The sequence below is a fragment of the Sorangium sp. So ce185 genome, from assembly GCF_051526825.1.
Classification (GTDB): domain Bacteria; phylum Myxococcota_A; class Polyangia; order Polyangiales; family Polyangiaceae; genus Sorangium; species Sorangium cellulosum_D.
Window position 1 is genome coordinate 2,339,264 of record NZ_CP150316.1, and the last position, 26,748, is coordinate 2,366,011.

General features: G+C 73.7%; 16 protein-coding genes. 7 read left to right on the forward strand and 9 right to left on the reverse strand.

Annotated elements, in window-relative coordinates; genetic code table 11:
• Positions 1–19 precede the first annotated feature (19 nt).
• Complete coding sequence (locus WMF26_RS08650; RefSeq protein ID WP_437999927.1) at positions 20–5,104, reverse strand: sensor histidine kinase; 5,085 nt, start codon at positions 5,102–5,104, stop codon at positions 20–22.
• 540 nt (positions 5,105–5,644) lie between these two features.
• On the opposite strand from WMF26_RS08650, the gene WMF26_RS08655 reads away from it, so the two are divergent.
• The 4 genes from WMF26_RS08655 to WMF26_RS08670 all read left to right on the forward strand — a co-directional run bounded on the left by WMF26_RS08655 (position 5,645) and on the right by WMF26_RS08670 (position 12,220).
• Positions 5,645–6,781: a serine/threonine-protein kinase gene (locus WMF26_RS08655; protein ID WP_437999928.1), complete on the forward strand. Its 1,137-nt coding sequence runs from the start codon at positions 5,645–5,647 to the stop codon at positions 6,779–6,781.
• Positions 6,782–6,982: 201 nt separating this feature from the next.
• On the forward strand, positions 6,983–8,098 hold the full coding sequence (locus WMF26_RS08660) for a prephenate dehydrogenase/arogenate dehydrogenase family protein (protein WP_437336707.1): 1,116 nt from the start codon (positions 6,983–6,985) through the stop codon (positions 8,096–8,098).
• 668 nt (positions 8,099–8,766) lie between these two features.
• Positions 8,767–10,908 carry a response regulator gene (locus WMF26_RS08665; RefSeq protein WP_437999929.1) on the forward strand — a complete coding sequence of 714 codons (2,142 nt, stop codon included), beginning with the start codon at positions 8,767–8,769 and terminating at the stop codon, positions 10,906–10,908.
• A 1,000-nt stretch (positions 10,909–11,908) separates the two neighbouring features.
• Positions 11,909–12,220, forward strand: coding sequence for a hypothetical protein (locus WMF26_RS08670; RefSeq protein ID WP_437999930.1), 312 nt, complete (start codon positions 11,909–11,911; stop codon positions 12,218–12,220).
• A gap of 505 nt (positions 12,221–12,725) precedes the next feature.
• On the opposite strand, the gene WMF26_RS08675 is transcribed toward WMF26_RS08670, so the two are convergent.
• Together WMF26_RS08675 and WMF26_RS08680 are read right to left on the reverse strand one after the other, a co-directional pair.
• Complete coding sequence (locus tag WMF26_RS08675) at positions 12,726–15,263, reverse strand: GAF domain-containing protein (RefSeq protein ID WP_437999931.1); 2,538 nt, start codon at positions 15,261–15,263, stop codon at positions 12,726–12,728.
• 226 nt (positions 15,264–15,489) lie between these two features.
• Positions 15,490–16,734 carry an SDR family oxidoreductase gene (locus tag WMF26_RS08680; protein ID WP_437945652.1) on the reverse strand — a complete coding sequence of 415 codons (1,245 nt, stop codon included), beginning with the start codon at positions 16,732–16,734 and terminating at the stop codon, positions 15,490–15,492.
• A 165-nt stretch (positions 16,735–16,899) separates the two neighbouring features.
• Here WMF26_RS08680 and WMF26_RS08685 point away from each other — a divergent pair, with 165 nt between their 5' ends.
• Positions 16,900–18,381, forward strand: a complete 1,482-nt coding sequence (locus WMF26_RS08685) for a hypothetical protein (RefSeq protein WP_437999932.1) — start codon at positions 16,900–16,902, stop codon at positions 18,379–18,381.
• Positions 18,382–18,514: 133 nt separating this feature from the next.
• Here the strand turns inward: WMF26_RS08685 and WMF26_RS08690 are convergent, their stop codons facing one another.
• Entirely contained in the window at positions 18,515–19,000 is a 486-nt protein-coding gene (locus tag WMF26_RS08690; RefSeq protein ID WP_020733718.1) for a gluconokinase, read from the reverse strand.
• A gap of 196 nt (positions 19,001–19,196) precedes the next feature.
• Between WMF26_RS08690 and WMF26_RS08695 the strand changes: the two genes are divergently transcribed.
• Positions 19,197–20,477, forward strand: a complete 1,281-nt coding sequence (locus tag WMF26_RS08695) for a serpin family protein (RefSeq protein ID WP_437999933.1) — start codon at positions 19,197–19,199, stop codon at positions 20,475–20,477.
• Positions 20,478–20,746: 269 nt separating this feature from the next.
• Here WMF26_RS08695 and WMF26_RS08700 read toward each other — a convergent pair whose 3' ends face one another.
• From WMF26_RS08700 to WMF26_RS08715, 4 genes are all read right to left on the reverse strand, one after another.
• Positions 20,747–21,409: a methyltransferase family protein gene (locus tag WMF26_RS08700; RefSeq protein ID WP_437999934.1), complete on the reverse strand. Its 663-nt coding sequence runs from the start codon at positions 21,407–21,409 to the stop codon at positions 20,747–20,749.
• A gap of 160 nt (positions 21,410–21,569) precedes the next feature.
• A complete protein-coding gene (locus WMF26_RS08705; RefSeq protein WP_437999935.1) occupies positions 21,570–21,917 on the reverse strand; it encodes a hypothetical protein in 348 nt (115 codons plus the stop codon).
• Between the two features lie 286 nt (positions 21,918–22,203).
• Positions 22,204–22,464: a SemiSWEET transporter gene (locus WMF26_RS08710; protein WP_061622741.1), complete on the reverse strand. Its 261-nt coding sequence runs from the start codon at positions 22,462–22,464 to the stop codon at positions 22,204–22,206.
• A 211-nt stretch (positions 22,465–22,675) separates the two neighbouring features.
• Positions 22,676–24,133, reverse strand: coding sequence for a PLP-dependent aminotransferase family protein (locus WMF26_RS08715; RefSeq protein ID WP_437999936.1), 1,458 nt, complete (start codon positions 24,131–24,133; stop codon positions 22,676–22,678).
• 91 nt (positions 24,134–24,224) lie between these two features.
• Between WMF26_RS08715 and WMF26_RS08720 the strand changes: the two genes are divergently transcribed.
• Positions 24,225–25,259 (forward strand): GNAT family N-acetyltransferase, encoded by a 1,035-nt coding sequence (locus tag WMF26_RS08720; protein ID WP_437999937.1) that lies wholly within the window; start codon positions 24,225–24,227, stop codon positions 25,257–25,259.
• Here WMF26_RS08720 and WMF26_RS08725 read toward each other — a convergent pair.
• Positions 25,175–26,701 (reverse strand): PLP-dependent aminotransferase family protein, encoded by a 1,527-nt coding sequence (locus tag WMF26_RS08725; protein ID WP_437999938.1) that lies wholly within the window; start codon positions 26,699–26,701, stop codon positions 25,175–25,177. The genes WMF26_RS08720 and WMF26_RS08725 overlap by 85 nt on opposite strands.
• Positions 26,702–26,748: the final 47 nt, after the last annotated feature.

Consider the following 26,748-nt stretch of genomic DNA (forward strand, 5'->3'; position numbering starts at 1 on the left):
GTCCCCGGGCCGGCGCGCGTCAGGGGCCCGGGCCGCCGAGCGACGCCGGCGCCGTCCGGCTCGCGGCCGGCGGCTCGCAGGGCAGCTCCACCGTGAAGCGCGCGCCCTCGCCCTGGCGGCTCTCGACGCGCACCGCGCCGCCGAGCGCCTCCACGATGGTCTTCACGACGTGGAGCCCGAGCCCGAGCCCCCCGAAGTGGCGGCTCGACACCGCGCGCTCGAACCGATCGAACACGTAGGGGAGGCGCGCGGCCGGGATCCCGATGCCCTGATCCTGCACCACGAGCTCCGCCGCGCCGCCCTTCCGCGCGACCGTGATCTCGATCGGCTTGCCCGCGCCGAACTTGAGGGCGTTGTCGAGCAGGTTCGACACCACCTGCTCCAGCCGGCTCCGGTCCCACGACCCCACGATCGACGGCTCGGCGCGCACGCTCAGGGGCGAGCCCGACTGCGCCACGCGCTCGCCGAGCCGCTCCACGACCTCGTCCACGACCTCCGCGAGGTCGACCGGCTCGACGTGCAGCTCCAGCCGGCCGGTGTGGAGCTGCGAGACGTCCAGGAGATCGTCGATCAGCCGGGTGAGCCGCTGCACCTGCCGATCCAGCCTGTGCAGGGCGCGCCCGACGCGATCGTCGGGCGCGTGGCCGTTGCGCCGGAGCAGCGCCTGGATGCCGAGGCGCAGGGAGGTGACGGGCGTGCGGAGCTCGTGCGACGCGACGCTGAGGAAGTCGTCGCGCACGCGGATCGCGTGCTGCGCCTCGCGGTAAAGGCGGGCGTTCTCCAGGGCGATCGCGATCTGGTCCGACAGGAGCTCCAGCACGTGGACGCGGTCGCGCGTGAAGGCCTGCGTGGTGAGGTCGTTCTCGAGGTAGACCACCCCGAGCCGCGCCTCGTTCCGCCGGATGGGCAGGACCAGGACCGACCTCGATCCGCCGTCGGCGAAGCGGGGATCGCGGCCCTGCTCCGGCTCGCTGGCCGCGTCGTCGAGCACGAGGGTCTCCTGCGCCCGGTGCGCGTGCTCGACGACCCGCCGCGGGACCTCGCGCGACCGGCAGAGCGGCGCGCGCTCGATGGAGACCGGGGCGGCGACGGACCCGAGGGCCCGGACGAAGAGCTCCCCCTCTTCCTCGAGCACGAGCGCCCCGCGCTGCGCGCCGGCGGCCTCCAGGCAGACGCCGAGGAGCTTCTCGAGCAGGCGATCGAGCACGATCTCTCCGGAGAGCGTCTCGGCGGCCTTGAGCAGGCTGAGCGCGTCGAGGGCGACCGCCGGCAGCCGCTCCTCGGCGAGCTCGGGCTCCTCGCAGGGCCCGGAGAGCCCGAACTCGTCCGCGAGCGCGCGCGCCTTCTCGGAGGCGCCCCACCGGGCGAACCCCTGCCGCGCGGCGCGCAGGTACAGCGCCGCGATCCGCGCCCGCCCGAGCCCGTGGTAGAAGCGCCCGGCCAGCTCGTTGCCGAGGGCCGACAGCTGAAGGAACCCCCCGCGCGTCGCCGCGTCGACGGCCTCGTCGTACCGCGCGCCGGCGAGCTCGAGCTCGCGCTCGACGCGGGCGATCTCCGCGTCGACGAGGAGCCGCCGCGGGAGGAAGTTCTCCGCGCAGCCCGACTCCCACCGTTGCAGGACGCGCCGGAGGTCGGCCGCGCGCGCGAGCAGCGCGGCCCGCTCCGGCTCGTCGGCCTCATCGCACCGCTGCAGCAGGGTGAGCGCGGTGTACAGCGCGTGCTGGCACTCGGGGATGTAGCCGCTGATGAAGTGGATGCACGGGACCGCCGCGTCGGAGTGGGCGGTGGCCTGCGCCAGGTCCCGGTACACGTAAGAGGCCTGGAGGCGCAGGATATGGTACACGCACCTCGCCGGCGGCTCCCTCTGCGCCGCCTCGAAGAAGGCCGTCTCGTCGAACTCGGCGTCGTCGGCCGCGCCTCGGCGCCTCGTCAGCCCCTTGAGGCACCGGATCGTCTGCCGGTAGGCGAGCTGGTAGAAGAGCGTCGACCTGTTGCCGGTCTGCCGGCTGAACGCGATCGCGTCGTTCAGATCGACCAGCACGCGATCGAGCTCCACCCCTGCGGCGAACGAGTGCTCCACGAGCCCGGTGCGCGCGTAGGAGGCGAAGCGGAGCTCGCCGGACGACAGGCCCAGCGCGACGATCTCGCGGAACGACCCCGCGCTCGAGGCGAGCGGGGCGACCCACGGGCGAACGAACTCGTTGACCATGTACCGGGCGATCGTCTCCTGGGCGCGATCCTCGAACATCTGCGCGAGCTCCACGGCGAGCCGGCCGAAGCCCTGGGCGCACCAGAGCTCGCCCTCGGCCGCCAGGAGCATCGCGTGCCCTGCGTAGGGGAGGATCGACGCGCTCGCGTTGCCGTGCTCCAGCGCGAGGCGGACGCCGAGGGAGGTGAGGAGCAAGAGCTGCTTCCGGTCCGCGAACCAGGCGGGGGCGACCATCTCGGCGAGGAGCTTCATGTGGGCCCGCTCCTCCGGCCTGGTCGCGCGCGGGAGGTCGACGAGCGACTCGGGCGAGCGCGCCCCGAGGTGCGCGCGGATGGCCCGCCGCTGCGCCGCGATCTCCTCGTCGAGATCCGCCGCGGACAGCTCGACCCCGAAGTGCGCGCGCAGCGCGTCGCGCCCCCAGCCGAGCGCCAGATCGTGCTCGCCGGTGATCGTCGCGCTCATGATCCGGAGCGCTTCCAGGTCGACCCGCTCGGGGATCGACGCCGCGTGGCGGAGCCCCTCCTCCACGAGCGCGCGGGCCCTGGCGTGCTGATCGGTCAGCGCGGCGCACTCCGCCGCGTCGCGGTGGAGGGAGAACCAGAGCGCGTAGCACGAGCGAGGGGCGCCCTCGGGCAGCAGGCGGAGGCCGCTGCGGAAGTACGCGAGCGCCGGGCCGTAGGCCGCGGCGCGTCGCGCCTTGAGGCCGGCGCGGTGGTTCAGCTCCGCGAGGCGGCCGCGCTGCTCCGGATCGAGCGGCGCCGGGCCGAGGTTCAGCTGGTCCACGGCGTCGAACAGCGCGCCCTCCGCGCCGCCGCCCGGGGAGGCCTCGAGGAGGAAGCGGCCGATCTCGAGGTGCAGCTGCCCCCGCCGCTCCGCCGGCGCGAGCTCGTAGGCGGCCTGCTGGACGCGATCGTGGGCGAACCGGATCGCGAGCTCCGCGCCGCGCTCGCGCGCGCTGTCCGGCAGGAGGAGGCCCTCGCAGAGCGGCTTGCCGAGCGACGCGAGCGCCTCGTCGACGGACCGTCCCGACACCGCCGCGACGATCTCGAGGGCCGCGCGCTTGCCGATGCACGCCGTGATCTGCAGGAGCTCCTGCGCCTCCTCGGGCAGCTTGCGGACGGACTCCGCCATGAGCTGGACCACGTTGTCGGTGGCCCCGACCCGCTCGATCCGGCCGAGGTCCCACGTCCATGTCGAGCGGCCTGCGTCGAAGAGGAGCAGCCGCTTCTCCTGGAGCGATCGGAGGAGCTGGCGGATGAAGAACGGGTTGCCCGCGGTCTTGACGAGGATGAGCTCCGCGAGCGGCCGCGCCCGCTCCGGCTCGCAGCGGAGCGCGCCGGCGAGCAGCGCGACGATCGCCTCGGCGTCGAGGGGGCCGAGCGGCACGCGGGTGGTCGGGATCTCGGCTTGCCGGAGCTCCTCCAGCGCGCCCTGGAGCGGGTGCGTGAGGCCGACTTCCTTCGGCCGGTACGCCGCGATCAGCAGCACGTGGCGGCTGCCTGGATCCGCGGCCAGCGCGCGCAGGACGCGCAGCGACGCGGCGTCGGTCCACTGGAGATCGTCGAGGAAGATCGCGAGCGGCGGCCGCTGGGCGGCCACCGCGCGCACGAAGCCCTGGATCGCGAGCAGGAAGCGGCTCTCCGCGCGCCTCGGATCCGCCGCGGGCAGCTCGGGCGGAGCGGCGAGCAGGTCGGCGAGCTCCGGGCAGAGCTCGGCGAGCGCGCGGCAGGGCGCGCTCGCCGCTTCCCTGAGCGCTGCGCGGCTGTCCTCCGGCTCGGCGCGGAGCGCGGCCGCGAGGCCGCGGAGCGCCTCCGCCAGCGAGGCGTAGGGCACGTTGGCGGCGCGCAGATCGAACTTGCCCTCGATGAACCGCCCGCCCCGCTCGGCGACCGCGCTTCCGAGCGCCCTGACGAGGGCGGTCTTCCCGATGCCCGCATCTCCGGTCACCAGCGCGAGCTCCGTCCGGCCCTCCGCGGCGCGGGCGAGCGCGTAGTGCAGCGCGGCGAGCTCTCGCGCGCGCCCGAACAGGCGCTCGGGCAGCGGGAGCCGCCGCGCGAGGTCGAGGCGGCCGAGCTCGAACGGCGCGACGTCGCCCGCGGCGAGCCATCGCCGCCGCGCCTCGCGCAGGTCCTGGGCGAGGCTCTCGGCGCTCTGGTACCGCAGCTCCGGCATCTTGGCGAGGAGCCGCTGCACGATCTCGGAGAGCGCCGCTGGCACGTAGGGGCTCACCGCGTGCGCGGGCACGGGGCTCCTCGCCATGTGGGCGTGCACGAGCGCGAGCGGATCGAGCTCCTGGAACGGCGGCGCGCCGATGAGCATGGCGTAGAAGGTCGCGCCCAGCGCGTACAGGTCCGAGCGCGTGTCGACGAACCGGCCCGTGCGCCCGAGCTGCTCGGGGGACAGGAAGGGGAGCGCCTTCAGCTTCTCGAGCTCCACGGCGCCGGGCGCGCTCGTGAGCTCGGCCGCGTCGGCGAAATGGACGAGGGTGACCTGCCCATCCGCGCCGAGGACGACGCGGCTCGGGGCGATCGCGCGGTGGACGACGCCGCCCGCGTGGATGCGCGCGCACACGTCGGCGAGCGCGACGGCGACGTGGAAGAACGCGTCGAGCGCGAGCGGCCCTCGGCCGATCCGCCGCTCGAGATCCTCGGGGCCCGCGTCCTCGAGGAGGAGCGCGGGCGCGCTCTCCGGGCCCTCCAGGGCGAGGGGCCGAGCGATCCCCGGCACGTCGAGCCGGCGCAGGAAGGCGTGCTCGCGCAGCAGCAAAGCCGCGGCACCCGGGGCCGGAGGGGTCCCGCGGACGGTCTTCTGCACGACCGTCCTGCCGGCGAGCGTGAGCCTGCGGAGCCGAAAGCGGCCGCAGCGGTGAATCTCGGTCGTCTCCGCCCGAGTCATACGCGTCCCCCTCGCGCACTTCACGGATCATAAAGCCGGGTGCGTGTGTGCGCTAGTCGAGAGGCCTCGGCCTCACGACGCCGCGGGAACACCGGTCCACGCTTCCACTTCGGCTTCAACCCTCTTCGGCCCTTCGGGCCGGGCGGGCAGCCACGCGGCCCTCTCGGCGCATCGACGCTCGATGACGCTCGATCGGCCGACCGCCGGGCTCAACGCTCATTCGAGCGGCGAGCGGTCGCTCGTCGAGCTGGGCTCTGCGGACGCGCAGCGCGCGAGGCGCCGGCGCACCCTGGGCGCCTTTGGGCACCTTGGCGCCCTTTGGATCGAACTCCGTGGAACGGGCGCTCGATGTATCCCGTCCGGTCCCTCGCGGCGCACGCTTGCTCGCGCGGCTCCGCGCAGCGCGCTGCTCCGCGCTTCCGGGCGAGCGCGCAGGCTGCTCGACCTCGATCATTCCAGCGAGCGAAGGTGATAGAATGAAGCTGCGCATGTCCGGGGTGGGCCGCTGCCCCGCGCCGGTGCGCGCAGCGGGGAGCTTCGATGAACGCACCTGTGGTCGCAGGGGACGTGATCGCCGAGAAGTACCGGGTGGACCGGGTCCTGGGCAGGGGCGGGAAAGGGGTGGTGGTCGACGCCAGCCACCTCGTCCAGCCCGAGCAGCCCGAGCGGGTCGCGATCAAGCTCCTGATCGGCGACTCCAGCCCTGCGCTCGTGGAGCGGTTCCTCCGGGAGGCGCGCGCGGCGGTGCGGCTCAGGGGCGAGCACGTCGCGCGGGTGCTCGACGTCGGCCAGCTCGACTCGGGCGTCCCGTACCTGGTCATGGAGCACCTCGACGGCCGCGACCTCGCCGAGCTGCTCCGCGACCGCGGCCAGCTCGAGATCTCGGAGGCCATCGATTACGTGCTGCAGGCCTGCGTGGCGATGGCCGAGGCGCACGCCGCGGGCATCGTGCACGGCAACCTCGATCCGGCGAACCTGTTCCTCACGACGACCGCCGGCGGGGCGACGCTCCTCAAGGTGCTCGAGGTCGGCATCTCGTCGGAGCCGTCCTCCGCGGGCGACGGCGGCGCGGCGGCGCAGGAGGGGCTCGGCGTTTCCCTCTACCTGGCCCCGGAGCAGCTGAAGCCGTCGCGCCCTGTCGATGCGCGCGCCGACATCTGGTCGCTCGGCGCGATCCTCTACCGGCTCCTGACGGGGCAGCCGCCCTTCGCGGCGAGCTCGCCCGCCGATCTCGCGCTGCGCGTCGCGAGCGCCGAGCCGGCGCTCCCGAGCGCGCTCCGGCCCGACATTCCCCCCGCCGTCGAGCGCGTGCTCCTCGGCTGCCTCGCGAAGGAGCCGGCGCGGCGGCCCGCGAACGTGGCCGAGCTGGCGATCGCGCTCGCCCCTCACGCGCCGGTGGGCAGCCAGGATTACGCGCAGCGCGCCGCCCGCATCCTCGGCGCGACGCTGCCGCCGCGCCCACGCGCCTCGCTCCCGACGATCGGGCTCGGGCTCAACGCGAAGCAGCGCCCCGCGCCGCGCCTGCTGCAGGGCGCCGAGCCGGGCGCGCCGGCGCTCTCGCGGACCTTCCCGCAGGCGACGTCGCTCCTGGGGAGACCCACGACGCGCCTCGCGATCCTCGCGGCCCTCGCGTCGCTGCTCGCGATCCTCGGCGTGGCCGCGGCGCAGCTCAAATGAGCCTGCGCTGATCGCGCCGCCGCGACCCCGTCGAGGATCGCCGCCGGAGCTCGCCCGTGGCGCCAGCGCGGGGCGGCAGCGAGGAGCCGGGCGGGCCGCCCCGTCGACGCCGGGCGCCCGCGCCTTCGCGCGCGCTGCACCTCGCGGCCGCGCCGAGAAAACGTGACGTCGGACTACACCGGCTGTCGTAGTATCCGTCGCATGCCGCATTCTCTCCCACAGTCCGGGGGCGGTTCCGCTCCGCCCCGGCGCATCGGCAAGGTCGCATTCCTCGGGTATGGCCGCTTCGGCGCGGCGCTCGGGTCGCTGCTGGGCGACGCGGGGATCGCGGTGCGCGCGCTCGACCCCGGCGCCGAGATCCACGGCGCCGCGCGGGCCGGCTCGCTCCCGGAGCTCGTGGATGGCGCGGACCTGGTCCTCGTCGCCGTCCCGGTGCCGGCGATGCGCGAGGCGTTCGCCTCGCTGCGGCCGCACCTCGCGCCGGGGCAGGTCGTGGCCGACGTGGGCAGCGTGAAGACCGTGCCGGCGCGCGCCATGGCCGAGGTGCTCGGCGAAGGCCAGCCCTGGGTGGCGACGCACCCCCTCTTCGGCCCGGCGAGCCTCGCCCGCGGCGAGCGCCCGCTGCGCGTCGTCGTCTGCCCGAACCCGGCCCACCCGGACGCGGTGCGCCAGGTCGCCGCGCTGTTCGAGCGGATCGGGTGTCAGGTGCTGGAGCAGGCCCCGGAGGAGCACGACCGGGTGATGGCCTTCACGCACGCGCTCGCGTTCTTCATCGCGAAGGGCATGCTCGACGCCGGCGTGCCGGCCGGCGCGCCGTACGCGCCGCCCTCGTTCCAGGGCATCGCGCACACGATCGAGACGGTGCGCGTCGACGCCGGGCACCTGTTCGCGGCGCTGCACCGCGAGAACCCCTTCGCGGGCGAGGCGCGCCGCCGGCTCATCAACGCGCTCCTCGCCGTCGATCGCAGCCTCGACATCCCGACCGAGGACGCCGCGCCCGAGGACCTCGCCGCGCTCTCGATCCCGGATCTCGGCTCGCTCTCTCCCGAGCTCCGCGAGACGCGGGAGCTCATCGACGAGCTGGATCTGGAGCTCGTCGAGCTGCTCGCGCGCCGCTCCGAGCTCGTCCAGCGCGCCGCCCGGGCCAAGGCCACGATCGGCGCCGCGGTCCGGGATCCCCTGCGCGAAGCGCGCCTCATGGAGTCGCGCCGCCGCCGCGCCGCCGAGCTCGGCCTCGACGCCGACGGGGTCGCCGAGGTGTTCGAGGTGATCCTCCGGCACTCGCGTTCCTTGCAGGAGCGGCGCTCTTCCACTTAGCCAGTCTGCGCATCGATTTCGTCTCTCGCGGTTCAGGCGTGTTTCGCGCGGGTTTCCTTCGTGGTCTCTCCCGATTCGCGATCTCCCTCACGGCCTTTCGGGGCCTCTCGGGACCTCGCGGGCGGAAACTCCGAACGGAGCGCTCCTTCCAGGTCGCCGCGAAATCCTCTTTCCACGCCGCCGCACTTCGGTGTAGGGTCGGTGTGCGGGGATCATGCAGCAGCATCGGGAGCCCCCTTATTGTCACTGCAGGCCAGCCCTGGGTCGCGGGTAAGAGCGCGCCTCGACTACGATACGGGCTCGTCAGTGCAGTTCAGGGAGGGCTGGAATGGATCAACGGAGCGGCCATGCGCAGGAGGCCGAGCGTTCCGTGGCCGGTCGCGCCGGGAGCGCGGTCGGCGCGCGCTCGACCGCCGCCGGGGGTGCCTCCCGGCGCGTGGGCGGCGGCGCCGGCAGCCGCCCGGTGGCGACGCAGCGCGGCTCCGTCCTCGGCCGCGCGGTCGCGCTGCGCCGCTCGGCCCACATCGTCTCCATGGGCCTCCTCGATCGGAACCCTGGAGCAGGCGCGGCGGGCGCCGCCCGAAAGCGGTGGACACAGAAGAGTTCCTGAGGATGCTGCGAGGCTGGCCGCGGCGCTGACGCCGGGCAGGAGGGCAAGGAGACGCGGGATGAGGGCAGAAGTAGGCAGGGTCAACATCCTCGTCGTTGACGACAGGCCTGAGCAGCTGCTCTCCCTGGAGGCTGTCCTCGCTCCGCTCGGCGAGAACGTCATCAAGGCGTCGTCCGGCAGGGAGGCGCTCCGCTGCCTCCTGCAGGAGGAGTTCGCGGTCGTCCTCCTCGACATCAACATGCCGGAGATAGACGGTTTCGAGACCGCGACGCTCATCCGCAAGCGTCGGAGCACGCTGCACACCCCGATCATCTTCCTGACGGCGCACAACGATCGCGTCTATGTCGAGCGCAGCTATTCGCTCGGGGCCGTCGATTACATCATGACCCCGTTCGCCCCCGAGGTCCTCCGCACCAAGGTGTCTGTCTTCGTCGATCTCTTCAAGAAGACACAGAAGATCAAGCTCCAGGCGGAGTCGCTGCGCGCCCACGCGGAGCAGCTCCAGCGGCTCAACCGCGCCGCGCTCACGATCAACTCGGCCCTGTCGCTCGACGCCATGGTGGCGGCGATCACGGAGGCGGCGCGCGACGTCGGCGGCGCCCATCACGCCATGACGCTCGTGAAGCTGGAGAGGCCCGGCGAGCGGGCGCGGACCGCGGTGTCGCTCTCGGAGCGGTACGCCACGTTCCAGCAGGAGGCGCCGCCCTCCATCGCCGGCAAGCTGTGCGCGTACGTGTGCGGCAGGAACCGGCCCCTCCGGATGACGCAGCTGGAGCTCTCGCAGCACCCGGAGTGGCTGGACGACGGCGGGCAGAGGCCGCCGCCGCGGGGGTACCTCGCCGTGCCGCTCACCGCGGCCGACGGCCAGAACATCGGGATCATCCAGCTCTCGGACCGGCGCGACGGCGAGTTCTCCGACGACGACGAGACGGTCCTCGTGCAGCTCGCCCAGCTCGCGTCCATCGCCATCCAGAACTGCGTGCACGCCGAGGCGCGCGAGGCGAACCGCCTGAAGGACGAGTTCCTCGCCACGCTCTCCCACGAGCTGCGCAGCCCGCTCAACGCGATCCTCGGCTGGACGCACCTCCTGCGCAGCGAGCCGTTCGACGAGCAGCGGGTGTCGCACGGCCTCGAGGTGATCGAGCGCAACGTGGCCGCGCAGACGAAGCTCATCGAGGATCTCCTCGACGTCTCCCGGGTCGCGACGGGCAAGCTGCGCATCAGCGCGGCGCCCATGGCGCTCGCGCCCGTCGTGGAGATCGCCATCGACGCGATCCGGCCGGCTGCCGAGGCGAAGGGGCTCACGATCGACGTCTCGCTCGACCCCCTCGTCGAGGTGAACGGCGACGCGGATCGGCTGCAGCAGGTCGTCTCGAACCTCACGTCCAACGCCCTCAAGTTCACGCGCCCCGGGGACCATATCCTCGTCTCGCTCCGGCGGGCCGGCGCCTACGCGGAGCTCACGGTGCGCGACACCGGCGAGGGGATCGCGCCGGATTTCCTGCCCTTCGTCTTCGAGCGGTTCCGCCAGGCCGACAGCACGAGCCGCAGGACGCACGCGGGGCTCGGCATCGGGCTATCGCTCGTGCGGCACATCGTCGAGGCCCACAGCGGCTCGGTCGTGGCCGAGAGCCCTGGGCTGCAGAAGGGGTCGACGTTCGTGGTCCGGCTCCCGCTCCTCGGGATCGAGCGCAGCTCGCTGGCGGCGCCTGCGAAGGAGGGTCGCGCGCGCTCGTTCTCGCCGCCGGAGGCCGCCTCCGATCTCGGCGGGCTCCACGTCTTGCTCGTCGAGGACGACGCGGACGCCAGGGAGCTCCTCCAGGAGGTGCTCTCGCAGCACCGCGCCGAGGTGACGGCCGTGGCCTCGGCCAGCGAGGCGCTCGCCGCGTTCTGCGTGGCTCGCCCGCATGTGCTCGTGAGCGACATCGCCATGGCGGGCGAGGATGGCTACGAGCTCATCCGCACCATCCGTCAGCGCCCGCCGCACGCCGGCGGAGATTTGCCCGCGCTGGCGCTGACGGCGTATGCTCGCAAGGAGGATCAGAAGCGCGCGCTCGACGCCGGCTTCCACATGCACGCCACGAAGCCGATCGAGCCGGCGGCCCTGGTGGCCGCCGTGGCGAGCCTCGCGGCCAGAGCCCGCGCCGGCGAGCTCACCTGCCCCTGGGAGCGAGGCTCTAGCGACGAGATCAACCCGTGACGGGCGAGGGGAGCGGAGGGCGGCCGGGCGACTCCCGCACTGTCGTTCGGCCGGCCGGGGACGCGCCGTGCGGTGAGCGAGCGTCGTTGGTCAGGAGCGCCGTCGCGCCCCTTGCGCTCGCACACGACACCTGATTCGACGGCCGCGCCCGAGCGAGCTCGAGCGGGGAGCGGGATCGATATCGAGTCTCGTCCGGTGCGCCCGCGCTCATGAGCCGGACAAGGGCCCTCGTCAGGCCGGTCCCGCAGACTCCCATCCGTGATTTCCCGGACCGCTCGACCTGAGCGGCCCCATCACGCGGCCATCCAGGAGGCGGGCAGAACGACACGACAGCTGCCGGGGCCGGCGCCTGGCGGCCTGAGCGTCCGCGGGCTCGTCCATCGACGGCGACCACCGACATGGAGCCCCGAGGCGTGACGAGCGGTAGGCCTGGGACTTGCAGCTCACTCCGCGCAACATGTCCCCCTGGGCCAGACGCGAGCCAGCCCCGACGCGGGGAGCCGGACGAAGCGCACCCGCACCGCGGCCGGGCCGCGGTCGCGCGCTGCGCGCCGGCGGTGCTCCTCCACGTCGAGCACGCGCACGCGAGCACGCATGGGCTCATGGGGCTTCACCTCTGGAGGTTTATCCGTTATAGCAGATGCCGCGTCAAGCGCAGTCGCTCTCGATACTTCACATGCGCTCGAGCGCGCATCGGCGAATGTGCTTGACCGGCGGGGGCTCGCGGTGGGCCGCGCACATGCAACGATGATGCAGTGAGACAAAAAGCTTGCGTAATCCAGTATGGTGGCCTATCATCCACGATAACGGAATCACCATGTAGCCGACACCGAACCATTGCAGGTGAGGGCGCTCGCGCGTCTTGCGAGCGCGCATTCGCGCGATTTTCGGCGTGAATCGAGTCGCCGTGGCGGTGTGGAGCGGTGATCGGCGCGTGGCTGTGCCGCGCGATTCTTTGGGGGGGAACAACCCAAGGGAGAGAACATACATGAAAGCTTCGATGAGCATCTTTGCGAGCGCGCTGCTGCTTGGCGCGACGATGATGATTGGCGCCGGATGCGGCGATGACGAGGACACCGGCAACAGCACGACGACCACCACCACCACCACGACCAGCGCGGCGACGACCGGCACCGGCGGCGCCGGCGGCGAGGGTGGCGGCACCGGCGGCGAGGGTGGCGAGGGTGGCGGCACCGGCGGCGAGGGCGGCGAGGGTGGCGGCACCGGCGGTGAGGGTGGCGGCACCGGCGGCGAGGGCGGCGCTGGTGAGGGCGGCGCTGGTGAGGGCGGCGCTGGCGGCGAAGGCGCCTGAGCCGAGCGCGTCCTTGATGCGTTTCCCGCTCCCGACCCGCAATGCGGAGGGAGCGGGAGCGATCCCATCGTAGCTCGAAGGGGATCACGGGAAGGCAGGGAGACGGAAGACGCTTTGCGTCCTCCCTCCTTCCCGTGATATCCGGAGCACCCTCATCTCAGGTCATGGGCCTTCCGGTGCCGGTTTATCCGGTCTGGAGGGTCTCTGCGTCTGGCGCACGCTGCGCTGGTGGCTGCGCAGCTCTGCCGCGCTGGTTGCTGCGCAGCTTTGCGTGCGCTGGCACGCGTCTTTCGCGCTGCCGCGCGCCGCTTTCGCATTGCCGCTCGCCCCCGCGCTCCCACGCATCTCGGACGGAGCCCCGGCGGGCAGCTTCCAGCTATGCATCATTTGCGGCCGCCTGAATCCAGCGTCATGGGTTCGTGCCGAGATCTCCATCGCGTCGAGCGCCGGCGATGCGTTGGCGCATCCCCGGTTTGGAGCGGCGCACCGGCGCCGCGTTGTGGGGCTACCGTGCGTCGCTGCAGCGCCTCAGCTCGCTCCAGGGGCTCTCGGCGTCGCGGTTGGAGGCGCGGAGCTCCTCCGTGAGGCGAGCGACCTCTGCAGCGAGCGCCTCGTTGCATCGCCGGAGATCGCTCGCGGCGCTCTGCACCTCGCGGTGGCGCAGCGCGTTGTTCACGGCCACCGCCGCCTGCGACGCGAGCAACCCGCAGGGCTCGAGCTGCCCCGCGCGGAACGCCCCGGCGCCCGCGTCGCTCTCCGCGTAGAGCACCCCCGTGAGGCGGCCCTGGTGCGTCATGGCGAGGCACAGGATCGACCGCGGACCGGCCTCGAGCAGGTAGGGATCCTGCGCGAACCGCTCGTCCGCCGCCGCGCTCGCCACCACGACCGGCTGCTGCGTCTGCGCGACGTGCTGGATGACGCCCGCGGCGAGATCCGACGCGCACTCGAGCGGCATCGCAGCGTCGATCCGCACCCCCTCGGCGTCGGCGGCGAGCTCGGCCTCGACGCTCAGCGCGCCGTCGCGCGCGAGGAGCAGCACGGCGCGTCGCGCTCCGGTGATGTCGCGCAGCACCCGGAGGAGCCGCTCGAAGAGCCGCTCGAGGACGAGCTCCCCGTGCAGGGCGCGCGAGGCGCGGAGGAGGGCGAGCGCATCGAGCGTAGGACGCTGCGTGCTCGCCGGCGGAGCGGCCTCCGGCGGCCGGCTCGCTTGCCCGAAGAGCGTCGTGCGCGCCACGAGGTGTGGGTACTTCCGAGACAGCTGTCGCACTTTGGCCGTCGCACCCCACCGCAGGTAGGCCTCGTGGGCGTCGGTCATGTAGACGTGGGCGATGCGCTCCCTCCCGCTCGCCAGGTGGAACTTCGCGCAGAGCTCGCTGGCGAGCGCCTCGTCGCGGACGAACCCGTTCACCTTCGCCGCCTCGATCGCCTGATCGTAGAGCTTCATCGCCGCGAGCTCCTCGCCGGCCGCGCGCGCGGACTCCGCGCGGACGAGGAGGTGCTTGTGCCGGTAGTTGTCCGGGCACCGCTCTGCCCACGCCGCGAGCCGATCCCGGTAGCTCGGCACGGAGACGGGGGTCAGCTGCCGGCCGCGCGACACCGCGGGCGAGAGCAGCGTGAGGCAGGTGTAGAAGAACACCTCGGTCGCGAGGTGATCGTCGACGCGGCCCTGCATCTTCGCCTCGGCGAGCGATCCCATGCGCAGCGCCCCCTCGTAGTCCTCGACCAAGAAGCAGACCTGCTGCCGCAGCGCGTAATGGATGAGCGCGACGGCGCTGTAGGCCGGCGCCGAGATCTTCTCCTCGTAGGCCGCGGTCGCCTCGTCGATGACGGGCTCTGGCGCGCGCGACGCGCCGACCGGCGCCGTCGTGCTCATCAGGTCGTCGAGCGCGCGGCGCACCCCCGTGAGCGCCGCCAGCGCGAGCTCATCGCGGCCGCGCTGCACCAGCGCGAGGGACTCGTCGACCTCGGCCCGCACCGCCGCGCACTCGTCGCCGAGCCCGAGGCGAACCAGGGCGGTGTGCACGCACGTCTGTGCCACGTACGAGGGATCGCCCGCCCGGAGCCCGGCCTCGTGGGCTTCCTTGAAGAGGTCGAGGCTCGAGAGCAGGTGCTTGGTGAAGACGCTGATGTGCGCCCCGAGCACGAGGCGCAGCCGGCACGAGAGCTCGTCCTGTCCGGCCCTCTCGTTCATCTCGAGCGCGAGCTCGCCGACCTCGTAGGCCTCGTCGTAGCGGCGGAGCACCCGCGCGGCCATCCACGCATAGGCCATGTAGCCGTACGGGGAAGCGCCGCCGTGGCCGTGCTCCAGCGAGAGGTTGACCTGCTTGGCCGCGATGAAGGTGCAGAGCGGCGGGCAGATCCGCGCGGCGGGCATCGTCAGCGCCATGAGGAGCCGGAGCGCCGCGCGGACCCGGGCGTCCGACGTCTCGGGCTCGTCGAGCAGGTCGCTGAGCCTGCGCGTGCCGAGCGCGGCGCGCGCCGCCGCGAGCTCGGCGTCCGCGGCCGCCTTCCGCGCCGGCCCGTCCTCGGGGAGGGGGACGCCGAGCATCGCGAGCGCCGTCTTCCCGAGCGCGAGCGCCTCCTCCAGCCGGCCTTGCGCGGCGCACACGGCGATGCGCAGCTCGTACGCCCGGGCGCGCTCCAGGTCCGAGCGCGCCTCCGCCGCGAGCACGTCGAGCAGCGACGCCGCGCGCTCGATCTGGCCGCCGAGGTACGCGCACTCGGCCGCCTCCGCGTGCAGCGAGAACGCGAGCTCGGGGTCCTCCTTGAAGCTCCCGTCCGGCAGCGCCGACAGCCCCGCCTCGAAGAAGCCGGCCGCCTCGGAGGGCGCGCCCTGCTCCTTCGCCTTGCGGCCCGCCGCCAGGCTCATCGCGGCGAGCTCCGCGCGCTCGTGCGGATCGACGAGCGGCGGCGCGAGGGCGCCGAGATCCCACGGAGCGGCGTCGGGGCGCGCGTCCCGGCGCCTCAGGTACGCCTCGACATCGACCTTCGTTACCTGCGCGCCCGGATAGCGCTCATCAGCCGATTTGCAGAGGAGCTTCATCGCCATCTCCGAGGCGATCGCGGAGGGGCGCCGGCAGCGGGGTCGGAGGTGCCGGCGTGGGTGTCCGCGCGGTGGCCCCTTCGCTCGCTGGGAGCTCCGTCGTGATCGTAGATGGATGGGGGGTCATGGAGGGGGCCATCGTCGCCCGCGACAGCGGGCTCCTCCAGCGGCGCGACGTCCGCCGGAGTCGTGCGGCAGCATTCTACCCCAAGTGGGCAGGGGTGCGCTACTGTGGCAGTTTGCCGGCGCCTCTGGGCTGCGCTCGCCACGCGCGCAGGAGCTCGGCCTCGCGCTCCGGCGAGAGCCCTGCCCGCGGCTTGGCTTGCCGCTCCGGCGGAAGAGTCTTCCACCACGACAAAGTGTCCTTGACCGTTTCCTGGACGGCGCGGAACGTGAGCCCTGCTTTGCGCGCGCGCTCGGTGCTGCGCAGGTGAAAGGCCTGGGTCTCGCCCTCTGCGGGGGCCCAGATCGGCAGGTCGACCGGCTCGCCGCCCGGCTTCTCGAGGAACTTCGCGCTCACCCAGGTGAAGCGCGCGTTCGCGCCGCCGCCGAGCGCGGCCTTGCACGTGTCGAGCAGCCCGCCCATCGTGAGCGGCTCGCCGGGCCCGGTCGCGTTGAAGATGCCAGTCGTCCGGGCCTCGACGACGGCGACGAGCCACGCGGCGAGATCGCGGACATCGATGATCTGGATCGGGTCGAGCGGCGTGCCCGGGGCGAGGACCTCTCCGCCCCGCTCGACGCGAACGGGCCAGTACGTGAACCGGTCGGTCGGGTCTTCGGGCCCCACGATGAACCCGGGGCGGACCCTCGTGACCCGGCCGGGCATCGCCGCCTCGGCGGCCTGCTCGCAGAGCGCCTTGAGAGGGCCGTAGTTCTCGAAGTCCTTGCCCATCGTCTCGACGGTGGGGTCCGCCATCGTCGCGACCGGGGCCGTCTCGTCGGCCCCCGGGGTCGTGTGGCTCGCGTAGGCGGAGAGGCTCGAGATGAACACGTATTGCTGCACGTTCGGGGCGAGCAGCTCCGCGGACGCCTTGACGATCCGCGGCACGTACCCCGAGTTGTCGATGACGGCGTCCCACGCGCGGCCGGCGAGGGCCTTGAGCCCATCGCCCTTGTTCGGATCCCGGTCGCCGTGCAGCTTCTCGATATCGGGGAAGAGGTGCGGCCGCGTCTTGCCGCGGTTGAAGAGGGTGACGGTATAGCCGCGCGCCTTCGCCGCCTCGACCACGGCGGGCCCGAGGAAGCCTGTTCCACCGAGGACGAGGAGCGTCTTCTTCCCGGAGCTCCCGGAGGACGCGGTCGGCTGCGGCGATGCCGGCGGGGCAGGCGCGGGCGCCTGGCCGCCGCCCGGAACGGGCCCGGCGCCGGCCGCCGCGGCCGGGCTGGGCCTCGGCGCGGAGGAGCAGCCGAACGCAGCCATCGAGCCCGCCGCGGCGGTGAGCGAGAGGAAGTGGCGGCGTGAAGAGGGCATGGAGCGGTTCTATCCGATCGCGCCCTCCCGTCCCAGATGAGTTCGCGCGCCCCGATAAAGGACGAGATTTTCGTACTTCCAAGAAGTTTGAAATGGAATGGTCATGGTCCACATCCTGCAGTGTCTCCAATCTGCCCGCGTCGAGGCGGGCGAGGAGAATGCGGTATGCGGTCTGTCTTGGGGGCGCTGGGCGCGCTCTGCGGCGTTATCTGCTGGGGAGCTGGGTGTGTCTCGGGGGCTGGGGGCGGCGCGGCGGAGGGAGAGCCGGGGCGCGACGGCGTGGATCCGATCGGGGCGAACGCGGAGCACAGATCGCCCGCGGGAATGTGCGGGACGGGGGCAGCGGATCCCGGCGGTGTGTGTCAGGGCGCCGCGGCCCCGCGCGGCGGCAGCGTGTCCGGCGCGGGTGGGCCGAGCGCGGCCGCTCGGGCCGAGCCGGGCTGCCGGCGGCGGCCGTTCCGCCGGCAGTTCCCCGCCACGGGCGCGACGTTGCGCGGCTTCGCCATCGACACGGCGGGCAACGCGCTGCTCGCCGGCGCCCTCGAGGGCGACGCGACCTTCGGCGACACCCGGCTCGAGAGCGCGGGCGCGGCGGACGTCTTCGTGGCGAAGCTCGACGCGTGCGGCAATCCGATCTGGGCCAAGCGGTTCGGCGACGCCGCGGCGCAGGGGGCCATCGACGTGGCCGCGGGCAAGGGGGGGCACGCATTCGTGCTCGGCGAGTTCACCGGCGCGCTCGATCTCGGGGCGCACCACCTCACGGCGGCGTCGCCCTGGGGCGCCGATCTGTTCCTCGCGAAGCTCGGCTCGAACGGCGCGACCCGCTGGGCCGTGCAGATCAGCGCCGAGGAGGACTCCATCCTGAGCGGCACGGCGCTCGCGGCTGACGTCGACGACGGTGGCGCGCTCGTGCTCGGCAGGCTCGAGGGGGCGGCGAAGGTCGCCGGCGTGCGGATCGAGCGGCGGGCGATCGGCGCCTTCGTCGTCCGGCTCGACGCTTCGGGTCGCGTCGCGTGGGTCAGCCTGCCGCCGAGCGGCGCGGACAGCGAGGAGATCGGCATCGAGGTCGACGACCACGGCAACGCGCTCATCGCGAGCCAGGACGGGCGCGGCACGGCGACGTTCGTGACCAAGCTCGACGACGACGGGCAGATCGAGTGGCACAAGCGGTTCCGCGGCTCGTCGGATCAGCTGGAGATGGCGTTCGATCTCGCCGTGGATCCGGACGGCGCCGCGCTGCTCTCCGGCAGCGGCGTCTTCGGCGAGCCCGAGCTGCCGGGCGGCCCGCGGCCGTTCGTGGCCAAGCTCGACGACGACGGCGACGTGCTCTGGGTGAAGCGCTTCGACGCGCGGAGCCCCCGCCTGGTCACGGCGAGCGAGGAGAGCGTGGTGCTGGCCGGCGATGCGCTGTGCGCGGCGGAGGAGCCGGCGTCGTGCAGCGCGTGGGCGGCCGGGCTGAGCCCGAGCGGGGGGGAAGAGGCGTGGACCCAGCGCATCGGCGCCGACGTCCGCGTCGTCGGGCTGGAGCTGGACCCGTGGGAGAAGCCGGTGCTCGCCGGGGGGTTCCAGGGCACGATCGCGCTGGGGGGCGACGAGCTCTCCAGCGAGCAGGGCGCGCTCTTCGTGGCCCGGCTCCGCGCGCCATGACCCCGTGCAGGCGCTGCTGCCTCCCGCAGGCGGCTGCTGCCTCCCGCAGGCAGCTGCTACCTCCCGCAGGCGCTGCTGCGGCGTCGCGCAGGTGCTGCGGCGTCGCGCAGGCGCTGCGCGGGGCGGGCCCGGCTCACAGGCCGAGCGCGCGGCGGACGGCGGCGGCGATCTCCTCGGGGGTGCCGCCGATGTCGACGCGGATCGCGTCCTCCGGCGGCTCCAGCGCGGCGAGCTGCGTCGCCAGGAGGCCGGGCGGCATGAAGTGCTCCGTCCGCGACGCGAGGCGCGCGGCGATCAGCGCGGGATCGCCGGTCAGGTGCACGAGGCGCATGCGCGCGGGGTCGACGAGCAGCTGCGCGCGGTAAGCCGCCTTGAGCGCCGAGCAGGCGATCACGGCGTCGCGCCCCGCGTCGAGGAGCTGGCGGATCCGCGCCGCGAGCGCGGCGAGCCACGGCGCGCGATCCCGGTCGTCGAGCGGCTTGCCGGAGCGCATCTTCTCGATGTTGGCGGCGGGGTGGAGGTCGTCGGCGTCGAGGAACTCCCACCCGAGGTCGCGCGCGAGGCGCACCCCGACCGTGGTCTTTCCGGCGCCGCTCACGCCCATCACGACCACGATCACGGGCGCCGCGCCCCTCTGGCGCCTCTCTCTCGGGCTCTCCGCATGGTGGGTCGCATCCTATCATGCGCGTCGCCGTGCCCTGCACGCCTGCTGCACGCCCGCCGGCGCTCGGACCACGGCAGGCCGGCACGCCCCCTGCTCCGCCGGGCGCATGCGTAGGCCTCCGATCTCCGCGGTCCTGTTGCCTTTTTCCCTGATGTCCGCCGGTTGCACCTCCGACGGCGCCGCGGCGGCGAAGCCCTCACCGCAGCCCTCGGCCTCCGGCTGCCGGGATCCGGACACGGCGGGCTGCGTCATCGCCTCGGAGAAGCCGCGGATCCGCGCGCCCGACGTGCCCCAGGCCGACGCCAAGGAGCTCGTCGCCGGCAACACGGCGTTCGCGCTCGAGCTCTACCGTCAGGTCGGCGCCGAGCCTGGCAACCTCTTCTGCTCGCCGTACAGCGTGTCGAGCGCGCTGGCGATGACGTACGCCGGCGCCCGCGGCGAAACGGCGGAGCAGATGGCGCGCGCGCTGCGCTTCACCCTGCCCGAGGAGCGGCTTCATCCGGCGTTCAACGCGCTCGACCTGGCGCTCGCGCGCCGCGGCGAGGGCGCCGAGGGGCAGGACGGCGCGGGGTTCCGGCTCAAGGTGGCCAACGCGCTCTGGGGACAGGTCGGCTCCTCGTTCGCGCCGTCGTTCCTCGACGTGCTCGCGGAGAGCTACGGGGCCGGGCTGCGCGTCGTCGACTTCGCCCAGGCGCCCGAGGAGGCGCGGGGGATCATCAACGGCTGGGTGGCAGAGCGCACCGAGGACCGGATCAAGGACATCCTGCCCGAGGGCGCCATCCAGCCCGCGACGCGGCTCGTGCTGACGAACGCCATCTACTTCAACGCAGCGTGGCAGTTTCCGTTCGAGGAAGAGGCGACCGCCCCCGGCGACTTCACGCTGGCGGACGGCTCCACCGTCTCGGTGCCGATGATGACCGGCAACGCGCAGGTCCGCTATGGCGACGGCGACGGCTACGAGGCGCTGGAGATGCCCTATGACGGCGGCGAGCTGTCGATGGTGCTCGTGCTCCCGTCGGAGCTCGGGGGCTTCGAGGCGGGGCTCGACCGGGAGCGGCTCGATGGAGTCCTCGCCTCGCTCGGGTCGCGGAGCGTCACGATGACGCTGCCGAGGTTCAAGTTCGCGTCGACCCTCGATCTCGTCCAGCCGCTCACGGAGCTGGGGATGCCCATCGCCTTCTCCGGCCTCGCGGATTTCTCGGGGATGAACGGGCAAGGCGGCCTCTTCATCAGCGACGTGCTCCACAAGGCGTTCGTCTCCGTGAACGAGGCGGGCACCGAGGCGGCGGCGGCGACGGGGGTGGTCATCGGCGAGACGTCGGCGCCCGAGCCCGCGACCATCCATTTCGACCGTCCGTTCCTCTTCTTCATCCGGGACCACGCGACCGGCGCGATCCTGTTCGTCGGCCGGGTGGCGAATCCGTCCGGTTGAGCCGCCGAGCCCGCCGCGGCCGCCGCTCCTCCGGTCGCGGCGATTGCCACGCTGAGCTCGTCGGGGCATTTCTCCTCTCCAACGACGGAGGGCCGACGCCAAGGAACGCGCGCTGCGCCCGCCGTGCTGCGTCATCGAGGCGGCGTATCGCGCAGATCCCGACGCGGCGCCCTCGATGCGGCGCGCGTGCGACGCGCGTGCGACGCGCGTGGCATTTTGTCGCGCAACGCCGCCGGGGGCGAAGCGGCGCGCGGGCGCGTCGTCGCTCGTCAGTAGAGGCGGGGGATGAGCCGCGCGGAGGTCTGGCGCGCGTACTCGTCGTATTCGGGGAAGGTGTCGCGCAGCACGCGCTCCTCGTACCCCATGCGGATGACCTGCAAGACGAGCTCGACCGTGTAGAGCACGATCGCGGCGATCGACGGATAGAGCACGATCACGCCGGCGCCCTGGATCACCGTCGCGAGGTAGACTGGATGTCGCACCAGCCGGTACGGGCCGCCCGTGACGAGCCGGCGCGCCTCGGGCATGACGCTGAACGACTTGCCCAGCCAGCCGAGGCTGACCACGGCGAGCGAGAGCCCCGCGACGAGGAGCAGCGTCCCCGCGATCTGGCGGCCGGGCGTCGGCGCAACCTTGGGCAGCCACGCCAGGCTCGCCGGCAGCAGGCCGGCGGCGAGCGCGGTGATGCGAGGCACGACGCCGCTCAGCTTGCGCACCGGGCGGAGGCGAACCAGCGTGAGCGCCGCGACGAGCAAGAGATACGCCTCGGTGGCGAGGAGCGCGGCCAGCGTCGTCCCGTACGTGAGCCCCGCGGGCCCACGCCCGAGAAACAGGTGAACGTAGATATCCCGCCCGACGAACAGGGCGTTATAGAGCATCAGGACGGCGAGCGGCAGCCGCATCGCGAGGTCGTAGAGCACCGCGCCATTCATTGTGTTCCCCCTTACGTTGGATGGTGAGAGGGGGCGCGGGCGCGGTCAAGCCGGCGCGGCCTGGTGCCGTATCCGAACCGTCATCGATTCACCGCGGGCGCAGCGCGCCTCGCGGCGGCGAGCCGGGGACGTATGCGTCGCGGGTGGAGGCGAGCTCGGCTCATCCATCGGTCGGGGCGGCGTCGCACTCGCCCATCGCCTGGACGGCGACGCCGGCCATCGCGGCCAGACAGGTATTCGCGTAAGTCCGGTCGTCGCAGCCGCAGACGGGATTGAGCTCCTCCGTGCAGGACGCCGGTCGCTCCTCGCAGACGCCTGCCGCATCCGCCCAGCCGCACCTGTCCTCGAGCGCATAGCTGCAATAGAGCCCCGTGGCGCAGACGGGCGCGGGGCCGTTGGTGAAGCCGCCGCAGCTCTCCCCCGCCTCGGCGATCGGCGCCTCATTGGAATCCCCGCAGCCCAGCGCCGCGAGCGCCAGCAGCAGACCCAGCCCGTGAAATCGTCTCATGAATCACCCTCTCAGGACCAAGGCAGCCCACGGCACGGCGATCGAGGCGCGAGAGCCGATCTCTCGCCCCAGCGCGCCGAGCACGACATGGTCCGCTGGGGATCTGCGCCCTCGTCCCGCCGCTGGGACTGGCAATGCAGTAGAACGCGGGAAATGCCGTGTCAAGCGAGGCTCGGAAAGGCCGGCTTCGGCGAGAGGACCGGAGAGGCCCAGCGCGCGCCGCCGGGGCGGAGTGGGTTTGTCTGGGCGAGGCGGCGAGGGGGGCGCCGCGCGGGAGGGGGGCAGCTCAGCCGTACCGGAGCTTGAGGACGAACACGGTGCCCGAGAGGACGAACGTGATCGCGTTGGCGACGATGATCGGCACGTCCCCGGTGAGCAGGCCGTAAACGAGCCACAGGCCGACGCCGGTCACGAAGGCCGCGTACATGCCGACCGAGATCGAGCGCGTGTCCCGCGTGCGCAGCGTGCGGAGCACCTGAGGGAGAAAGGAGACCGTGGTGAGGGTCGCCGCGACGAGCCCGAGCGCGGTCACGACTTCTGGATTCATCGGGTGGTGTCTGTTCCTTCGGTTCGCCCCCGCTGCATAGAGTAGCTTTCCCCGGAGAGACAGGGAGAGACAGCGATTTTGTGGACGTGCCGCCATCGACCGGAGGTGGGGGCCGCCCCCCGGACCGCGGACACCCGCGCTCTCCAGACGCTGCCGCGTTCGCCGCGTTGTCGGGCGCCGGGGCGCTCTGGCCGGCTGTCCGCCTCGCCGATCAGAGCGCCTGGACCATCCTCTCCACCGCCTCGCGGATCTCTCGCTCGTCCAGCGCCGCGAACCCGAGCCGCAGGAAGGGGCGTCTCTTGCCGTCGAACGCGAACCGCCGCCCCGCCGAGAACGCGACCTTCCGCGCGAGCGAGCGCTCGGCCCAGGCGTCCGCGTCGATCGCGGCGTCCACCTTGGCCCACAGGGCCATCCCGCCGGCCGGCACGCGGAAGTCGAGCGCGCCGCCCAGCCGGGCGCGCAGCGACGCGACGAGGAGATCGCGCCGCGCCCGGTAAATGCGCCGCGCGCGCTGCGCGTGGCGCTGCACCTCGCCGTCCTCGAGCAGCTCGGCGACGGCGCGCTCCACCGCGTGGTCGCCCTGCCGGTCGACGAAGGTGCGGTGCAGGGAGAGCCGCTCGATCAGGGGCTCGGGCGCGACCACGAAGCCGAGCCGGAGCCCGGGGGCGAGGATCTTCGACAGGGTGCCGATGTAGACGACGATGCCGGCCGTGTCCGCGCTGGCGAGCGGCAGCACCGGGCGGCCGTCGTAGTGGAACTCGTGATCGTAGTCGTCCTCGAGGATCGCGATCCGGCGGCTGCGGCAGAGCTCGAGGAGCGCGATCCGCCTGCCGGGCGCGAGCACCGCGGTCGTGGGGTACTGGTGGTGCGGGGTGACGTAGACGGCGCGGAGGCGCTCGCGATCGGCGAGCTCCGCGAGCGCGTCGACCGAGAGGCCCGCGGCGTCGACCGGCAGCGGGACGAGCCGCGCGCCGGCGAGGCGGAGCGCCTCCCACGCGGGGCGGTAGCCGTACGACTCGACGGCCACCGCGTCGCCCGGCGCGAGCAGCGCGCGCGCGACGAGGTCGAGCGCCATCTGGCTGCCGCGCGTGACGAGCACCGACTCGGGGCTGGCGGCGAGGCCGCGCACCGCCGAGAGCATCGCGGCGAGGGCGGCGCGGAGGCCGGCGTGGCCGCGGGGATCGGCGTAGTCGAGCAGCCGCCTCGGCTCGGCCCGGAGCGCGCGGCGGTAGGCGCGCGCGAGCGCCGCGGTCGGGACGAGGCGCATGTCGGGGAGGCCGCCGCTCATCCGGAGCGCGCCCTCGGGGGCGAGGGGCAGGGGCCGGAGCGAGGTCGCGCCGAGGTCGAAGCCGAGCTTCGCCGGCACCTCGGCCCGGACCGCGGCGCGCCGGGCGAAGCGCCGGGGCGCGGGCGCCGGCAGCTCGGCCGAGACGAAGGTGCCGCGCGCGGCGCTGGCCTCGATCCACCCCTCGGCGGCGAGCTCGCGGTACGCGGCGAGGACGGTGTTGCGGTGGACCGACAGGGACCGCGCGAGCGCGCGGCTGCCCGGGAGCTCGTCGCCGGCGCGGAGCCGGCCGCGGCGGATGTCGTCGGCGAGGGCGCGCGCGATCTGCAGGAAGATCGGCTGCGACGCGGCGGGATCGACGGCGAGCGAGAGCTCCCAGGGCACGCCGACTGGTCTAGCAGAAATCCATGGACCGGATCTTTTGGACGTACCAGCCGCGCGGCACGCTCCGGCCATGCGCAGGAAGGACGTTCGCATGGATCGCGCGGAGGCCGAGGAGCTCCTCGGGCGCGCGGAGGTGGTGCACGTGGCCTCGACGACGGCGGAGGGCGAGCCGCTCTTGCGGGCGGTGCAGGGCGTCGTGGTCCGGGGGTCGATCGCGTTCCACGGCGCGCCCGCGGGCGAGGAGATCGAGGCCGTCGGCCGGGCGGCGGTGGTGTCGTGCGCGCAGATCGTCGCCTCGATCCCGAGCTGCTTCGCCGAGCCAGCGCGCGCCTGTCCGGCGACGACGCTCCACCGGCGCGCGCGGGCGCACGGGGTGATCGAGCGCGTGGACGATCCGGACCGCAAGGCCGAGGTGCTGGAGGCGCTGACGCGGAAGTACCAGCCCGAGGGCGGGGACGCGCCGCTCGACGCCCGGAGCCCGCTCGACCGCGAGGCGATCGACGGGATCCTCGTGCTCGCGATCCCGCTCGAGCGGCTCGACGGCAAGGCGGAGCTCGCGCAGAGCCGCGCGCCGGAGGAGCGGGCGCGCCTCCTCACGAAGCTCTGGGAGCGGGGCTCGCCGGGCGACCCGGAGGCGATCGAGCTCGTGCGCGGCGCGTGCCCGGACACGCCGGTGCCCGAGTTCCTGCGGGCGCCGGCGGGCTGCGCGCTCGCGTGCGCGCTCGGGCCGCGCGACGTGGGCGCGGCCGTCGACCTGCTCGAGGGGGCCTACTGGAGCCAGGGCGTGCCGCGCGAGGTGATCGCGCGGGCGCTGCTCGGCTCGTCGGCGTGGGTGGGCGCGCGCGACGCCGCGGGCCGGCTCGTGGCGACGGCGCGCGCGGTGAGCGACGGGAGCAAGCGCGCGTGGATGTTCGACGTGATGGTCGCCCCTTCGCTGCGGGGCCTCGGCGTGGGCGAGGCGGTGGTGCGCCTGCTGCTCGCGCACCCGGCGGTCCGCGGCGCGCGCCACGTCCACCTCGGCACGCAGGACGCGCACACGTTCTACGCGCGGTTCGGGTTCCGTAACCGCGCGGACCTGCCGCCGCTGCCGTTCACGTCGACGGAGATGGTCCTCGCCAGGGGGTGAGGCCGGGGCGGCGGCGAGGGCGCGATGGCCTGCGCGAGGCGGTGCACGGCCCTCTGCGCGCGCGAGGCGGGCAGCGCGGCGAACCCGAGCAGCAGCCCGTCGAGCCGCCCGTCGGCCGGGTCGGATCGATAAAAGCTCGACAGAGCGCCGGGCGCGAGGCCCAGCTGGCTCGCGCGCTCGACCACCTCGCCGTCTCGGGCGCCGGTCAGGCGCGCGATCAGGTGCAGCCCGCCCGTCCCCTCCTCGACCTGGAGCTGCGGCGAGGAGAGCTCTTCGAGCGCGCGAGAGAGCGCGCCGTGCCGCTCTGCATAGAGCGCGCGCATGCGCCGCACGTGACGCGCGAAGTGCCCCTCGCCGAGGAAGTCGGCGGCGGCGCGCTGCACGGCGAGCAGCGGGGCCGGGTGCAGCAGGCTGGCCACGCGGGCGAGCGCGTCGCGCGCGCCGTCCGGAACGACGAGGAAGCCGAGGCGCAGCGCGGGGAACATCGATTTGCTGAAGGTCCCTGCGTAGATCACCCGGCCCTGGTCATCGAGGCTCTTGAGGGCGGGCAGCGGCGCCGAGGCGCGCTGGAACTCGCCGTCGTAGTCGTCCTCGATGATCCACGCGTCGGCGCCGCGCGCCCAGGCGAGGAGGGCGAGCCTGCGCGGCAGCGAGAGCGCCATGCCGAGCGGCATCTGGTGGCTCGGCGTCACGAACGCGAACCGGGCGCGCGGGGCGAGCGCGGCGCCGCAGGCGACGTCGAGGCCCTCGGCGTCCACCGGTACGGCCGCGAGCCGCAGCCCGGCGAGCTCCAGCGCGGCCCGCGCCCGGTGGTAGCCGGGCTCCTCGAACCACGCCCCGTCCCCCGGCCGCGCGAGCGCGCGGGCGAGCAGGCCGAGCGCGCCGTGGTAGCCCCCGGTGATCATCACCTGCTCCGCGCGCGCGACGACGCCGCGGGAGACCGCGAGGTGCGCGGCGATGGCCTCGCGCAGGGCGCGGTCGCCGCACGGGTCGGAGCCCGCGAGATCGCCGGCGCGGGCGCGCCGCGCGTGCCGGCCGAGCAGCCGCGACCAGGTCGCGACGGGGAACGCGTCGACCGCGGGGACGCCGATCTGGAAGGGGCGGAGCGCCGCGCGGGCGCGGGGCTCCTTGCGCGGCGGCTCCGGAGGGGCCGCGGGGGCGAAGGCGGCGGCGATGGGGAGCGGGGTCGTGACGAACGTGCCGGCCGCGCCGCGCGCCACGAGGAACCCTTCGACCGAGAGGCGCGCGTACGCGGCGTCCACGGTCCCCCGCGAAACGCCCGCCTCGAGCGCCATGGCGCGCGCCGAGGGGAGCCGCGCGCCCGACGCGAGCGCGCCGGAGAGGATCGCCTGGCGGATCCGGTCGTAGAGCTGCGCTTGCAGCGTACCGGCGCTCCGCTGCCGCCGGCGCACCGGGGAGAGCCGGGCTCCGCGGCGGATCACGATGGCCCACTCGTTTTCGAGGTTCTTGGCACTGTCGCTGGGCCATC